The sequence below is a fragment of the Myxococcus sp. MxC21-1 genome (genome assembly GCF_032612255.1).
Taxonomy (GTDB): domain Bacteria; phylum Myxococcota; class Myxococcia; order Myxococcales; family Myxococcaceae; genus Myxococcus; species Myxococcus virescens.
In genome coordinates, this window is the sequence record NZ_CP123278.1 from 2348041 (window position 1) to 2362345 (window position 14305).

Annotated in this window: 13 protein-coding genes and 1 other RNA gene; 8 read left to right on the forward strand and 6 right to left on the reverse strand. The window is 68.3% G+C overall.

Going from position 1 to position 14305, the window contains the following annotated elements:
- Positions 1-44: 44 nt before the first annotated feature.
- Positions 45-776: an RNA methyltransferase gene (locus QEG98_RS11010; protein WP_141620496.1), complete on the forward strand. Its 732-nt coding sequence runs from the start codon at positions 45-47 to the stop codon at positions 774-776.
- Between the two features lie 37 nt (positions 777-813).
- Here the strand turns inward: QEG98_RS11010 and QEG98_RS11015 are convergent, their stop codons facing one another.
- From QEG98_RS11015 to QEG98_RS11025, 3 genes are all read right to left on the reverse strand, one after another.
- Entirely contained in the window at positions 814-1080 is a 267-nt protein-coding gene (locus QEG98_RS11015) for a vegetative protein (RefSeq protein WP_090492024.1), read from the reverse strand.
- A gap of 154 nt (positions 1081-1234) precedes the next feature.
- Positions 1235-2494, reverse strand: coding sequence for a S1C family serine protease (locus QEG98_RS11020; RefSeq protein ID WP_316566677.1), 1260 nt, complete (start codon positions 2492-2494; stop codon positions 1235-1237).
- A gap of 82 nt (positions 2495-2576) precedes the next feature.
- Entirely contained in the window at positions 2577-2864 is a 288-nt protein-coding gene (locus tag QEG98_RS11025) for a hypothetical protein (RefSeq protein WP_316566678.1), read from the reverse strand.
- A gap of 95 nt (positions 2865-2959) precedes the next feature.
- Here QEG98_RS11025 and QEG98_RS11030 point away from each other — a divergent pair, with 95 nt between their 5' ends.
- The 3 genes from QEG98_RS11030 to QEG98_RS11040 all read left to right on the forward strand — a co-directional run bounded on the left by QEG98_RS11030 (position 2960) and on the right by QEG98_RS11040 (position 5503).
- Positions 2960-4036: a CFI-box-CTERM domain-containing protein gene (locus QEG98_RS11030; protein ID WP_316566679.1), complete on the forward strand. Its 1077-nt coding sequence runs from the start codon at positions 2960-2962 to the stop codon at positions 4034-4036.
- Positions 4033-4611 carry a TlpA disulfide reductase family protein gene (locus tag QEG98_RS11035; RefSeq protein WP_316566680.1) on the forward strand — a complete coding sequence of 193 codons (579 nt, stop codon included), beginning with the start codon at positions 4033-4035 and terminating at the stop codon, positions 4609-4611. The genes QEG98_RS11030 and QEG98_RS11035 overlap by 4 nt, the downstream gene beginning before the upstream one ends.
- 463 nt (positions 4612-5074) lie before the next feature.
- Positions 5075-5503, forward strand: a complete 429-nt coding sequence (locus QEG98_RS11040; protein WP_316566681.1) for a hypothetical protein — start codon at positions 5075-5077, stop codon at positions 5501-5503.
- 44 nt (positions 5504-5547) lie between these two features.
- On the opposite strand, the gene QEG98_RS11045 is transcribed toward QEG98_RS11040, so the two are convergent.
- From QEG98_RS11045 to QEG98_RS11055, 3 genes are all read right to left on the reverse strand, one after another.
- Positions 5548-7467: an OmpA family protein gene (locus tag QEG98_RS11045; protein WP_090492030.1), complete on the reverse strand. Its 1920-nt coding sequence runs from the start codon at positions 7465-7467 to the stop codon at positions 5548-5550.
- Positions 7468-7546: 79 nt separating this feature from the next.
- Positions 7547-9160 (reverse strand): pitrilysin family protein, encoded by a 1614-nt coding sequence (locus tag QEG98_RS11050; RefSeq protein WP_316567866.1) that lies wholly within the window; start codon positions 9158-9160, stop codon positions 7547-7549.
- On the reverse strand, positions 9160-10521 hold the full coding sequence (locus QEG98_RS11055; RefSeq protein WP_090492032.1) for a M16 family metallopeptidase: 1362 nt from the start codon (positions 10519-10521) through the stop codon (positions 9160-9162). Before QEG98_RS11055 ends, QEG98_RS11050 begins: the two co-directional genes overlap by 1 nt.
- Positions 10522-10740: 219 nt before the next feature.
- Here QEG98_RS11055 and ssrA point away from each other — a divergent pair.
- The 4 genes from ssrA (at position 10741) to QEG98_RS11075 (ending at position 14239) form a co-directional block, all read left to right on the forward strand.
- Positions 10741-11106: a transfer-messenger RNA gene (ssrA, locus tag QEG98_RS11060) on the forward strand.
- A gap of 228 nt (positions 11107-11334) precedes the next feature.
- The gene (locus QEG98_RS11065) at positions 11335-11904 is read left to right on the forward strand and encodes a DUF6484 domain-containing protein (protein WP_316566682.1); all 570 of its coding nucleotides are present in this window, start codon (positions 11335-11337) and stop codon (positions 11902-11904) included.
- Between the two features lie 403 nt (positions 11905-12307).
- Entirely contained in the window at positions 12308-13195 is an 888-nt protein-coding gene (locus QEG98_RS11070; protein ID WP_316567867.1) for a TIGR02270 family protein, read from the forward strand.
- 84 nt (positions 13196-13279) lie between these two features.
- A complete protein-coding gene (locus QEG98_RS11075; protein ID WP_316566683.1) occupies positions 13280-14239 on the forward strand; it encodes a DUF2169 domain-containing protein in 960 nt (319 codons plus the stop codon).
- Positions 14240-14305 lie beyond the last annotated feature (66 nt).

Consider the following 14305-nt stretch of genomic DNA (forward strand, 5'->3'; position numbering starts at 1 on the left):
GAATATACCGATCTGCTTCGGGATCAACCAGCTAAACTCAGCGCATGCGGCCAGGGGAGCAGCTTACCGTTGTCCTTCATCAGACGCGTTCAACCGACAACCTCGGCGCTGTGGCCAGAATCATGGCCAACTTCGGGTACTCACGGCTGATTTTGTCCGAGCCGGTGCTGAAGTCGATCGAGGGCGCGGAGCGTCTCGCGGTCAAGAGTGACTTCGTCCTCCGAGGCATGGAGGTGACGTCCGACCTGGGCGAAGCGCTGAAGGACTGCGTGTACGCGGTGGGCACGACTTCTCGTACCCAGCTCAAGGGACGCACCGTGCTGACGCCGGAGGAGGCCATGCAGCGGCTGGCGGAGGAGAGCGTGCGCGGACGCGTGGCGCTCGTCTTCGGCGGCGAGCAGCGGGGCATGTCCGACGAGGACCTGGCGCGGTGCACGGACGTGCTCGCGATTCCCACGTCGGCGGTGCAGCCGTCCATGAACCTGGCGCAGTCGTCAGCGGTGCTGCTGTACCTCTGTCACCGTCAGGGGCTGACGCCCACGGCCGCGGTGGAGGCGGCGCCGGGCGCGAAGCTGGGCACGCTGGGCGCGCTGGCGAAGCGGATGCGGGACGTCATGCTGCGCGCGGAGTTCCTCAACCCGCAGGCGCCGCAGCATGTGCTGAACGAGCTGGAGCAGACGTTGATGCGTGCGCGGCTGACCCAGCGCGAGGCGGAGCTGTGGCTCACGGCCTTCAAGCACCTGGAGCGCGCGGTGACGCGGGGCGCCTCTACCTGAGGAAGAGGCCGCCCCGGCGCCGACGGCGAGTCGCGGTCTACGCCGCGTCCTTCTTGAAGGCCTCGCCGTGGTGCTTCTCGCACAGGCCGCCCTTGAACGTCTTCACGCGGCAATCCGGCTTGGAGCAGGTGCGGTAGCGGCTGTGCGGCAGGTCGCCCTGGCGCCACTGCTTGTAGTGGAAGTAGCAGTAGTTCTTGGCGCGGTACGGGCGCTTGCAGCCCTCCACGGTGCACGCCTTCTTGCCATTGCTCTTGGCGAAACGCGGCCAACTGGTGCGCTTCTGGGTCGTCTGGGCCTCGGCCATTGCGAAACTCTCCTGCGAAACGATGCGAAGTCGCGGCGCCACACCGAGGTGGACCCGCCGCAAGGGTACGGAAAAAGGCGCACTGTCTAGCGCCCATGACCCCCGAACGCAAGGAGCCCGGGAAACCAGGGTTCAGCACGGCCCTGTCCGGACTTCAGGGCGCGGGGGCGTCTTGGCCAGAACCCCCCGTCCCAGGGGCTGCTTCCCCGGAGGGCGGAGTCGCCCGGCGGCCCTTCGAGCGAGGCACCGGGGACAGCAGGTCGTCCACCACCGGCTGAGGGGCCCCCGCGTGCCGCCCGGGCGCGGTGCTGGCCACGGTGGGCAGGGGCGTCTCCTCGGAGGGCATCTCGTCCAGCTTCAGGGTCAGCTTCATCGGGCGCCCCAGCCGGTGGACCTGGAACTTCACGTCGCGGCCCACGCCCCGGGCGGCCACCTGCCAGCGCAGCGCATGCGCCCGGCGCACACGCCGCTGGTCCACGCGGACGATGACGTCGCCCACCTGCAGGCCCGCGCGCTCGGCCGGGCCGCCTTCGACGATGTCCGTCACCACCACCCCGCGGCCGCGCCGCAGGTTGAAGGCCTCGGCCACCTCTGGAGAGAAGTCCTGCACGCTCATGCCCAGCCATCCGCGGCGCACGCGGCCGTGGGACTTGAGGTGCGGAATCACCGTCTTCGCGATGTCGATGGGGATGGCGAAGCCGATGCCCTGGCCCGCGACGTTGACCGCGTTGGCCACCGCCACGACGTCACCGTGCAGGTCCAACACCGGCCCGCCGGAGTTGCCCGGGTTGATGGAGGCGTCCATCTGCATGTAGTCGAAGTCGCCGTCGCGCCCGTTGGGCGTCACGTCCGTGCGGCCCATGTAGCTGACCACGCCCACCGTCACCGAGTGGGCCAGCCCGAACGGGTTGCCGATGACGACAATCCAGTCCGCCGAGCGCACGTGCGACGCGGAGGCCAGTTTCAGCACGGGCAGCTTGCGGGGCGCGGCGATTTTCAACAGCGCGCAGTCGGTGCGGGCGTCCTCGCCCACCACGATGGCCTCGAACTCCTCCACGTAGCCGCGCGGGTGCAGGACGGAGACGATGACCTCCGCCGCGCCCTCCACCACGTGCGCGCTGGTGAGGATGTAGCCGTCCGGATGGATGATGAAGCCGGAGCCGATGCCCTTCTGCGCTTCTTCTCCAGCGGCGGCGGCCTGCACGTCGGCGGCCTGCTGTGTGGTGATGGACACCACGGCGGGCATGGCGCGCCGGGCGATGTCGCTCAGCGTGGAGCGTTGCTTCTGGAGGGCGCGGTTCTGTGACTCCACCCACAACCGGTTTCGCTCGCGGCCGGTGGCTTGCGCTGGCAGCACCAGCGTGCACACCAGCGCGGCGAACAGGATGACACTCTTGCCTCGCGCCCTGCCCATGGCCCCGCCTCCACCCCGACCAGCCGCCTCCCGTGCAACCTAAGGAGGAGGGGAGGCCAGGGGAAGCGGACCCGGAGGCGAACTACTTCTTCTTCGCGATGATGCGGTTCACCGCTTCACGGTCCTCGGCGCTGATGCGCTCACGAGGCGACGAATCCTTGTTTCCGGCGACGGCGTCCTTGGCGTCCTCGTACGCGTCCTCCAGCCCGTCCTTGAGCCGATCCACCGTGGAAGCGCTCACCGAGCGGCTCCACGCTCGCTCCATGTGGTTCAAGGGCGTGCGCCCATCCACCTTGCCCGAAGCCAGGAAGACGCCGAGCCCCACCGCACAGCACGTCCAGACGATGAACTTCAATGCGTTCACGCTCACAGCCTCCTACCTCTTCGTACACCAAGGGAGAGGGCGTGGCCAGTTTCCGACCGCCGCGGTGTCCAATGCGCTGACAGCGCGGGGTGGGGCCTTTAATGTCCGCGCGCTTGCAACCCGAAGAACTCTTTCAGGCGGCCCGTGAGCGGGCGGCGCAGTTGGACGTAGGGCGTGGCGACGCGGCGGTGGAGCGGGTGCGCGCGGCGGCCTCGGCCCTCTTCGTCCGTATCCCCGAACCGCCGGTGTACCGCCGCGCGGAGGACCCTTCCCGCAAGGCGGCCCAGGCCCTGCTCCCCGAAGTCGAGCGGGTGCTGGCGGAGGCGCTGGCCGCGGGGCGGGATGTTTCGGCGGTGGCCCCGCTGGAGAAGCTGGTGGCCGCGCTGCTGGCCCACGGCGAGGCGCTCTGCCACACCGCGGCCGGACGTCTGGAGGCCGCGGAGACGGCCTGGCGCCGGGCGCAGGAGCTGGAGCGCGCCGCGCACCCGACGCGCCACCTGGTGACGTCGCCGCCGCGTCCGCCGCCGGTGTTCGACAAGGGCTCGCGTGTGTCGCGCTATGACCCGCGGCCCGCGCCTCAGGCGAGCGTGAAGCTGGTGTGCCCGAACATGGGCTGCAAGCGGGTGGGGGACTACGCGTTCCTCACCAGCCACGCCTACAACCGCTTCATCTGTCCGGTCTGCCGCACGCCCTTCCTGGCGTACTTCGGCGAGCTGCGCGGGCTGGAGGTGGAGGTCGGCCGCAGCTCCAAGCGGTACTTCTTCACGGTGGACGAGGTCGGCACCACGGGCAGCACGCGCATCGAGTTCGAGGAGGCCAGCGGCCAGGAGTTCCCCTCCGCGCGGCGCGACTTGCTGGCGTTCGTCTACACGGAGGCGCGCGAGCTGAAGGCGGTGGTGAACCTCACCAACCAGCGGCTCATGTGGGTGAGCCCGGCGTCCTCGTGCTTCGTGGCCACGGTGGCGTTCGGCGAGGGCGCGCCGGAGCTCGTGGCCTTCCGCGCCTACCGCGACGCCGTGCTGCGGAAGAGCGCGCCGGGTCGGGTGTTCATCCGGGGCTACTATCGGTGGGGCCCTGACGTGGCGGCGTGGGTGTCGAGGCGCCCGGCGGCGCGTGAGGGTGTGCGGTGGGTGCTGCGGCGGGTGCATGGCCGCCTGACCAGGAGTGGATTCGAGTGACGGATAGCATCGGAGCTCCGCCTCCGGCCCCGAAGAAGGTGGGCCGTGGAACGAAGCTGGTACTGGGACTGCTGGGGGCGCTCGGCGTGGGCGGCGTGGTGTTCCTGGGCGTCCTGGAAGCGCAGCGAGCCCGGCTGGTGCCGGATGGGACGACCGCGCCGACCATGGAGATGGCACGCCATGGCGGCGGCACGATGAAGCTGGAGGACCTGAAGGGCCAGGTGGTGATGCTGGACTTCTGGGCCACCTGGTGCCCGCCGTGCCGGGAGGAGATGCCGGCGCTGGTGAAGCTGGCCAAGGAGTACGAGCCGCAGGGGCTCGTCTTCGTGGCGGCCAGCCGGGATGACGGCGACCGCGCGCCCAAGCTGGTGGAGGCCTTCATGCGCAACCACCTGCCGGAACTGGCGCCGTACGTGGTGTACGCGGACGACGACGTGGCGCGGGCCTTCCAGGTCAGCGCGCTGCCGACACTCTACTTCCTGGACCGCGACGGCAAGGTGATGGACGCGCAGCGCGGCGCGCTGTCCGAGGACGGCATTCGCCGCCGCATCGAGCGCGCGCTGAAGCAGCCCTGACGCCTGAGCACGGGGGATTTCACATGTCCTGGTTCCTGGCGCTGTCCCTGCTCGCGGCCACGCCGGAGGGCGGCGCCGCGAAGAAGGCGGAGGACGCCGAATCGCTGCGTCTGCGCGCCACGAAGCTCTACCGCGCGAAGAAGCTCGGCGAGGCCTGTCCTTTGTTCGAGCGCGCCGCGAAGCTCGCGCCGGAGCACGGCCCCACGCTGGCGGACTTGGGGCTGTGTCTCCAGAAGCAGGGCCGGAAAGAGCAGGCCCTGGCCGTCTACCTGCGCGCGCTCAAGGCGAGCGGCGCGGACGCCAAGACGCGCGCCAACGTCTACTTCAACCTGGCCGCGTTCCATGACGTGACGCCTGAAGCCCTGACGCTGGAGTACCAGCCGACGCCCCGGGGCCACTACCGGCCATCCGCGGCGCCGGGCCGTGCGCGGACCTGCCCTCCTCGGAGCCGAGCTGCGGCACCGTGCTGCAGGCGTGCCTCAGCGAATGGGTGGCGCCCGTCGAGGCCGTCTACGCGGAGACACCCCCGATGTTCTACGCGGAGACGGGCTTCAACATGCACGTCAACGGGGCCGGAGCGCGGGAGGACGCGTCCGTCCCCACGCGGCGTGGAGAGGCAGGGTACTGCCCCAACGCGCCTTCGCCGGCGGATGGGGGCTCCCCGGCGGGGCGGCACTGCCTCTATTGGGAGAGCAACGAGCTGCTCGACGAGTGCCACTACAAGGAACACGTCTGCGAGGCGCAGCGGGAGCCGTGGCTGAAGAACGCAGGCAGCTGCAAGTTCGTCTACGTGAACCCTTGCGAGGGCCGCGTCGCCGTCGCGTGTGAAGGCGCCCGCTTTTCACCCAAGCAGGTCTGGGTCGGCGAGGTGCGGGTGGCGCCCGTCCGCTGAGTGGGGCGGGCGCCTCACGGGCGCTCCGCCCCTGCTCGCGTGGACTACGGCTTGCCGTCCTTGCCCGGGGCCGCGTTGGCCGGCGTCGTTCCCGGCGGCGGCGGCTGGCCCGCTGGGACGACGGTCTCCTTCTTCTCCGTCTCCAGCTCGGCGCGCACGAGCCGGAAGTCGACGCGCCGGTTCTTCGCGCGGCCCAGCGCCGTGTCGTTGGTGGCAATCGGGTTGTCGAAGCCGAAGCCCTTGGAGCTGAGGCGCTTGCGCGCGATGCCCTTGGCCACCAGGTACTCGAGCACGGACTTCGCGCGGCGGTCGGACAGGCCCATGTTGAGGGCGCGCGAGCCGCGATTGTCGGTGTGGCCTTCGATGAGGACCGGACCCAGCGTCGGGTTCTTCCGCAGCACCGTCGCCACCTCGTCCAGCAGCGGGTACGACTGCTTCTGGATGACGGCGGAGCCCGTCTCGAAGAGCACGTTGCCCTTGATGCGGATGCGGTCGGACTCGACGACGACATACGGCGGCGAGTCGTACGGGCAGCCGTTGTTCTCCGGCGGACCGAACTGCTCGGGGCAGTCGTCCTCGTTGTCGGGCACCTCGTCACCGTCGGTGTCCGGGCAGCCGTCGTAGTCCTTCGGGCCGGGCTTGTCCGGGCACTTGTCGAGCTTGTCGGCGATGCCGTCGCCGTCCGCGTCGTTCTCGTCCTCCGGGCAGCCCTTGTTGGACTTGGGGCCCGGCTTGTCGACGCAGGCGTCCTCGCCGTCGACGACGCCGTCGCCGTCCGTGTCGTAGTTCGGGTCCGGGCAGCCCTTGGTGTGCTTGGGGCCCTTCTCGTTGGCGCAGCCATCCTCGCCGTCGGGGATTCCGTCACCGTCGTTGTCCGGGTCGGGGCAGCCGTCGCCATCCTGGAAGCCGTCGATGTCCTCGGGCTCGTTGGGGCAGCGGTCGCGGATGTCGGGCACGCCGTCGCCGTCCGAGTCGATGAACGTCTCGTCGTAGCGCACCGCGAACATCACCCGCAGGGCCTCTCGGCCGTAGCCGCTGGACAGGTTGATGCCGCGGCCGACGTTGAGCTCCATGCCCCAGTTGCCCCAGACCTTGGCGCGGGCGCCCACCAGCGCCTCCCACGGCGTCTTGAGCGTGTCGGCCTGGTCGAAGTTGAAGGGGCGCACCAGCGGGGTGCCCAGGTGCATTTCCGCCACGGCCTCCACGTCCGTGAAGCGGCCCATGTTGGGCAGCTCCGCGATGGCGCCCGCACCCAGCGTCAGCTCGTCATCCACGAGCAGGTTGAGGTACTGCGCGTGGGGCCGCAGCCGCACGCCCACGTTGCCGAGCACGCGGATGGGCACGGGGAGGGCGGTGAATCGCTGCTCCAGCGCGATGCGAGGCGCCCAGAGCACGCCGCGCTCGCCGGTGAAGCTGGAGGCGCTGCCGGTGGGCAGCCGGACCTCGGCGACGAGCGACACGCCCACTGGGAACGTCTCGCGGTCCAGCAGGTGGACGCGCGGCAGCAGGCGGATGTCGCCCAGCGTGGTGCGGCCCACGCCCGCGGCGCCCGGGAAGTTGGGCGCGTTCAGCGCGTCGCGCAGCAACTGGAAGTTGTCACCCTGGAGCAGCGTGACGGGCAGGTCCACCGCCAGCTCCAAGCGCTCATGGAGCTGATAGGCGAACAGCAGGTGCGCATCGAGCCGGTAGGGCAAGAGGTCGCCCAGCTTCTCGTCGCCCAGCTTCAGGGCGAGGATGCGCCAGTTGAAGTCGAACAAGAGCGCCGCGCGGAAGCTCCCAGCGGGCAGCGCGTTGCTCGTGCCTTCCAGCGCGATGCCGCTGTGCTGAGCCGCGGTGGCCTTGACGGGAACGGCGTCGAATCCGCGGGCGAACGGGTCGTGGTCGGCGTGCGCAGCCACCGAGGCCAGAAGCAGGCCCAGGACGACGAGTCGGGTGGCTGAACCACGCAAGCTGAAGCCTTGCATGTCTCAGGCTCATAGCACCCGACTCCGGAGGGTGGAAGGAAATGACCCACCCCCCGGCACTGCTGATTACAGCCGTGTGTTATTTCTCCATGAACTGCTGCGCGGGGATGACCTGGATGGCCTCCGGGCGCAGGGGCAGCTTGGACGAGGAGATGGCCTGGTCCTGCGTCAGCAACTCCTCTGACTTGGGTGACGCGTAGGTGATGGGCGACGGCGCGCCGGAGCGCAACGCCTGGGCGAGCCCCTCCGCGTCCTCGGTGACGAAGACGAAGTTGAGGGCCTCGGGCTGCACGCGGCGGCGGAGCGCCTCCTGGACGGACTGCGGCGTCATCTTCGCCATGGCCTGGCGGTACTGCTCCAGGAAGTCGGGCGTGCCGTAGAAGCGTCCGTCAATGGCGTAGCCCAGCCGGCGCTGGTCCGTCTGTTCCCACAGGCGGGTGTAGCCCTGGAGGAAGCCGCGCATCAGCTCGAAGCGCTCCTGCGGGATGCCCTCCTTCACCATCTGGTCCAGGAAGAACACCGCGCCGCGTGTGGCGAACACGCCGTTGGTGGGCACCACGGGCCGAATCCACAGGGACAGGTCCTGCTGGGTGCGCGCGATGTTGGTGCGGTTGTACGTGGTGCCGGGCGACTCGATGAAGTGCTCGGCGTAGGCGTAGTCGCCGTAGTTGAGGCCGCGCTTCTCGCGCAGCTCGGTGAAGAGCACGCCAATGGACTGGCGGTGCTCGCCCAGGTTGGACATGGCGAAGGCCACCGGGAAGAAGTCCGGGTCGCCGCGGCGGATGGTGTTGACAAAGCCCATGCTGACGGCGGTGGAGAGCGTGGGCTTCTGGATGATGACGGTGCGGCCGGCCGTCGTCGGCACGGCGGGCAGCTCCACGCGCGGAGCGCCCTTCGCGGGCAGCGCGGACAGGCGCGAGCTGAGCGCCTGTGCGAGCGCGTCATCCACCGCGCCCGCCAGGCCGATGACGAGCCGGTCCTGCGTGAAGACGCGCTGGGCGTGGGCCTTCACGTCGTCCAGCGTAATCGCCTTCAACCCCTGCACCGTGCCGCCCGTGAAGTGCGCGTAGGGGTGGCCCTGGTAGAGCAGGGCGTCCAACGCGACCTTGCCCAGCGCCTCGTCATTGGCGCTGCGCAGGCCGTTCTCCACGTCGCTGATGGCGTTGGCGCGCAGGCGCTCCAACTCGGCGGCGTCCAGGCGCGGGGCCAGAAGCACGTCGGTGAAGATGTCCTGGAAGCGCGTCAGGAAGTCCTTGTGGACGCGGCCGGAGAGCGTCGTGAACTCCTTGTCCACGAAGACGTCCAGCTCCGCGGCCATGGGGTACAGGGCCTCCAGCAGTTGCGAGGCGGTGAGCTTCTGCGTGCCGCTCTCCGCCATGAGCTGCGCGGTGAGGGCGGTGAGGCCCTCCTTGCCCTTCGGGTCGTCCACGGAGCCGGTGTGGAACACGAGCCGGAAGGAGACGATGGGCGAGTCCGGACGCGCCAGGACGACCTGCTCCATGGGCTTGGGCTGGCGCAGCGGCGTCGCGGGCACGGCCTCCGGGCGCGCGGGCTGCGGAGCGGGCTCGGGCGCCGCCGCCTGGGCGGGCACCGCGGGAGGCGGCGCGTTCTCGTCGGGAGGCGGCTTCGGCGTGGTGGCGCAGCCGGCGAGCCCCAGGAGGGCGGTGAGGGACATGAGCGCTCGGGTCTTCATCACTTCGTCCCTCCCTGGGCGTCCGTCTTGGGGGTGAGGCTGAGCAGGATGAGCTTGTTGGCGGTGAGGTAGCGCTTGGTGAAGTCGGAGAGCTGCGCGGGCGTCACCTTGGGCAGGCTCTGCAGATGGCGCTGGAAGCCGTCGGGCGAGCCCGTGACGCCGGCGTACCAGCCGAGTTGGATGCCCACGTCACGAGGCGTCTCCAGGGCCATGAGCGCGCCGTAGCGGGCATGGTCCTGGATGGCCTTGAGGCGCGCGGCGTCCACGCGGCCAGCGGCGAGCCGGCTGACCTCCTGGAGCAGCGTCTTGCGGACGGTGTCGCGGTGGCGCTCGTCCTTGAGGGTGGCGGTGAGGGTGAAGAGGTGCGGGTCGCGGTGCTCGGAGTAGTCGCTGCCAATGGACTCCACGAGCTGCTTGTCCAGGACCAGCGTCTTGTAGGCGGGGCTGGTGGGGCCGGCGAGGTAGTCCACGAGGAGCGTCTGGATGGCGGCGTCGACCGGGCTGGTGCCGGCGCCGGGCGTGCGCCACGCAATCACCTGCCGGGGCTGCGTGGGCTGGGGCCAGTCGATGTGGGCGGTGCGAGGGCCCTTCTGGGGCGGCTCGGCGGGGACGGAGACCTGGGCGGCCTTGCGGTCCCAGGGGCCGTAGTGCTGGCGCACGAGCTCCATGACCTTGGCGTCGTCGAAGTCGCCGATGATGAAGAGCAGGGTGTTGTCGGGCGTGTACCAGCGCTCGAAGAAGGTGCGGCTGTAGTCATAGGCCTGGGGCATCGCCTGGATGTCCTTGTAGAAGCCCATGGTGGTGTGTTGGTACGTGTGGCGGGTGAAGGCCGCGGCGTTGAGCTCCTCCTCCATCTTGAGGAAGGGGGCGGCGGCGTTCTTGTGGTACTCGCCGAGCACGGCGAGCGCCTCCGTCTGGAAGGACGGCTGGCTGTACTCCAGGTTCCGGAAGCGGTCCGCCTCGATTTCGATGAGCTGGGGCAGGCCAGCGGTGGGGCCGTAGGAGTAGTAGAGGGTGATGTCGTCGGTGGTGAAGGCGTTGTCGTCGAAGCCGAAGTTCCCGAGGATGCGCTCGCGGTCGCCTTCCGGGTGCGTCTTCGTGCCCTTGAACATCATGTGTTCGAAGAAGTGGGCGAAGCCGGTGCGGCCGGGTTCCACCTCGTTGCGCGAGCCCACGCGGACCACGGTGACGTAGGCGATGATGCCGCGCGACGGGTAGGGCACGCGGACCACGGTGAGGCCGTTGGGCAGGGTGTCCGTGTGGAGGGTGTACGGGAACGCGTCCGACGCCGGGGTGGGCGCGGCGGCGGCCGGCAGGGCGGTGCCCAGCAGGAGCAGAAGGAGGGGGAGCAGTCGTCTCATTCAGGTGCCTCGTGGCCGGGACGGAAGAAGCGGGACCCGGCGGGTAGGCGACCCTACGACGGCTGGCTCGGTGGGGGAGGGGCTTGTGCGCGGAGTGTCTACGGCCGTGCGCCCAGATGTGCCCGCGGCCATTCAGGAGGATTGACGCGCCCCCGTCAGCGGTTAATCTGAGGGAGACGCGGCGCAGTGAGTGGCCGCGTGACGTGCAGTGAACCTACCGGGGGCGACCTGGTTTCGACGGGGGCAATGAAGTTCGAGACGCGTGCCGAGCTTGTCAGGTAGCTCGTAAATTCAACCCGGCAAAGACACAAAAGCCAACGACAACGTTGAGCTCGCGCTGGCTGCCTAAAAACAGCCCATAGTGCGCGGTCCCCCCGCCCTCGGCCTGTGGGGTTGGGACAGACCGTCATAATGCAGGCTGGCTACCGAGGGCGCCTGGACCCAAGGTGGCGAGACCTTTCCAGGACCGGCTCTGAGTATCCCGTCCGTGGGAGCCTCAGGGACGTAGCAAATCGCGGACTACGCACGTAGGGTCGAAGAACGGACGGCTTTCGGACGCGGGTTCGATTCCCGCCGCCTCCACAGTGAAGAACGAGCCCCGTGGCGCCAGCAAGGTGCCACGGGGTTTTCTTTTGCCAGACCGTGCCCGTGGAACCGCGGGGCGGCACCCCAGAAGATGTGCGTTCCTGTGCAGTGATTCGTCACATGGGCATCCTGTGACCGCTGGCCCGGGGCCTTTACAGCAAACATCGTTCTTGGTCGTATGATCTGCATCCTGGGGGCTTCCGTTGGACATCCTGGTTTAGGTCCGAAGTGAGCCTTTTCGAGGCCCGGGACAAGGACAAGGTCATGAGCATGCCAGTGGGAAGGCCTCATGCAGAAGTCTTAGGCGATGCGCCGCGCGAGCGAATCTGGGGGAGTAGGCTCGGGTGGCTCACGGGTGTGGATGACAATGGTCGATTCCTGGTGGACTTCGGGGGAAACACCGAGGGGCCGCTACCTGCGAAGAGGACCATCAATCTGACATCAGAGGCAGTGCGGGCCGCAGTGGCCACACGCCAGTTCGCGGTGCTTCTCTTCGAAGATGGGGACCCCCGGCTGCCGCTGGTTATCGGGCTGGAGCAGGGTCACAGTTCCACGCCTCTGCTCGATGTCATGCTGGACACTGTGGGCATTGAGCCCGAACCGGTTCCAGCTCCCACCGAGGCCCGGGTCGACGGACAGCGGGTCGAAATAGAGGGCAAGGACGAGATCGTCCTGCGGTGTGGCCAAGCCAGTATCACCATGCGTAGCAACGGCAAGGTCGTCATCCGGGGCGTGTACGTGGAAACGCAGTCCTCGGGGGTCAACCGCATCAAGGGTGGCTCGGTCCAGGTGAATTAGGGGCTACGCGAATGATGCTGGACGTGCTGGAAGAGCATCTTTCCGAAGCGGCCTTCTTTTGGAGCCAGTGGGAGCGCGCGCTGGTCGCGCCCGACTACACGTTGGAAGAGACCGCTGAGCTAGAAGAGCGGTTGCTCGCTCATTTGGATGGACTGGTTGCGGCGGGGGCCGCGGCTATCGAGGTGCTGTCCTCCGTGGTGCACGAGCGCGAAGACCCGGGTGAGGTGTTCGCCGCGGCTTGGTCACTCCTCACGCTGGCTCCATCTCTCGTGCTTGATGCAGTGAAGGCTCGGGCGGCCGATGCGCCGCCACCAGTCCAGGCCTCCTTTCGGCGAGCCCTGGAGCTTGGCGAGAAAGGGGGGGGGAGACTGCCTTGGCCCCCTTGCTCACCACGGCCGAGCCCATGGCGGTATCTGTGCTGGGATTCCGGGGGCACTTGCTTGGCGGCAGGGCGGAGGACCTGCTGAGCCACCCCGACGCACTGGTCGTCACGGCGGCACTGCGAGCGCTTAATCTATCGTCGAAGCCCCATGCCCCCAGGTTGCTTGGCGTGCTGCTGGGAGACTCTCGTCCGGAGGTCCGGTGGGCCGCCATTGAAACCGGATTGGTGTTTGGCGTGCGCGACGCATGGACAGTCTGCGAACGAGAATCCACGGCCACGGGAAGCCCGCTGCGCCGGCGATTGTGGGCTTTGCTTGCTGCGGCGGGAGATGTGCGGTTCCTTGAGCGGCTCATCTCGTTTTCGGAGGAGGCGGCCACTCGCGAGGATGCGCTCTGGGCGCTGGGGTTCACTGGGCGGGTGCCTGCCGCGGAATCTTGCCTGAGGTGGATGTGTGAGGAGCCCCGCGTGGCGCGCCTCGCGGGTGAGGCCTTCAGCGCCATCACGGGGCTTCGCATGGCGGGGGCACACGTGCTCCCGGAGCCAGAGCCAGAGGATGCCTTGCCGCCCCTGGAAGATGAGGACCTGGACGCGGACTTGGGACTTCGCCCGGAAGATGCATTGGCACTCCCCGCCCAGGACGAAGTCGCGCGCTGGTGGGAGCGGGCTCGCGATGGATTCTCGCCAGACAATCGCTACTTGCTAGGAAAACCATTCACCGGCGCGTCCCTTCTGGATGCGCTGGCGCAAGGCCCCATGCGACGGAGGCATCTGTATGCATTGGAGTTGATGGTGCGAACGAGAGGTTCCTACGCGGTCCAGGTGCGAGCCTTCACGTCACGGCAGCGGGAGCAATTGGCCCTGGCTTCGGCTGTCCGCGAGCGGCTGCCTGCATGGGGATTCATGAGTTGAAGGCAAAGGCGGGGGGATATGCTTCAGGTTCGCAATGAGACTCCCTTCTCACCCAGCATGTTCATGTTCCCCGATGTGCGGGGGATGGACACGCTATTCGTGGTGGTGAAGGCGACGTTCTCCTTTCGCAAGGGGCGGCTGTTCATTGCGGAGAATCAGCAACCGGTCGTCATGGCGGACACATTCCGGGGCGAGCCCGGGCAATCGAGCCTCCGCGCTGCGAGCGAGGCACACTTGCTCAAGCCAGGCACAGACGTGTTGCTGGAGGGCGAGGCACACGCGCCCCGGGGCAAGCCGGTGGCCTCCTGCCTCGTCCTGGTGCGGGTGGGGCCTGTGAAGCAGGTGCTCCAAGTCTTCGGCGACAGAAAATGGCGGGGAGGGGTTCTGTCTCCGGGTATCTCTTCGCCCGAGCCCTTCGTGAAGATGCCACTCGTATGGGAACGGGCCTACGGTGGCGTGCATGAGGTGACGAAGGACCGCGTGTTGGGGAAGGCAAGCAATCCTGTGGGACAGGGCTTCCGCGGTAAGCGTGGTGGTTCGGAGATGGTGGGACGCGCGTTGCCCAACCTGGAGGACCCAAGGCAACTCATTCGCTCCATTTCGGACGACCCGGTTCCGATGGGCGTGGGACCTGTGGCGCCATCGTGGGATCCGCGAAAATCGTATGCCGGCACCTATGATGAGGCCTGGAGGACCCGGCGCGCGCCCTACCTGCCCCTCGACTTCCAAGCGGAGTTCTTTCAGGTCGCGCCCGCGGGGATGTGTGTCCGGGAGGGACTGAAGGGCGGCGAACCGGTCGAATTACTCAATGTGTCACTCGAAGGCGTGCAGCGCTACACGCTTCCCCGCTGTGGGCTGAGCGTGACAGTGAAGATTGCCGGATTGTTCGAGCGCCCTCCACTTCATCTGGAGACAGTGTGCCTGGAGCCGGGCTCCGGACGGGTGTGCATGACTTGGAGAGGCGCGGTGGGATGCGACAAGCGGGCGTTGAAGGTCGAGGAGGCGCGCTTCCAGTTGCTGTCATTGGAAGGCGCGGAGGATTGAGATGAGCGGAGGTGCTGAGATTCTCGGCGTCGGGATGATGACGCCGGTGGGAGTAAATGCCCCGTC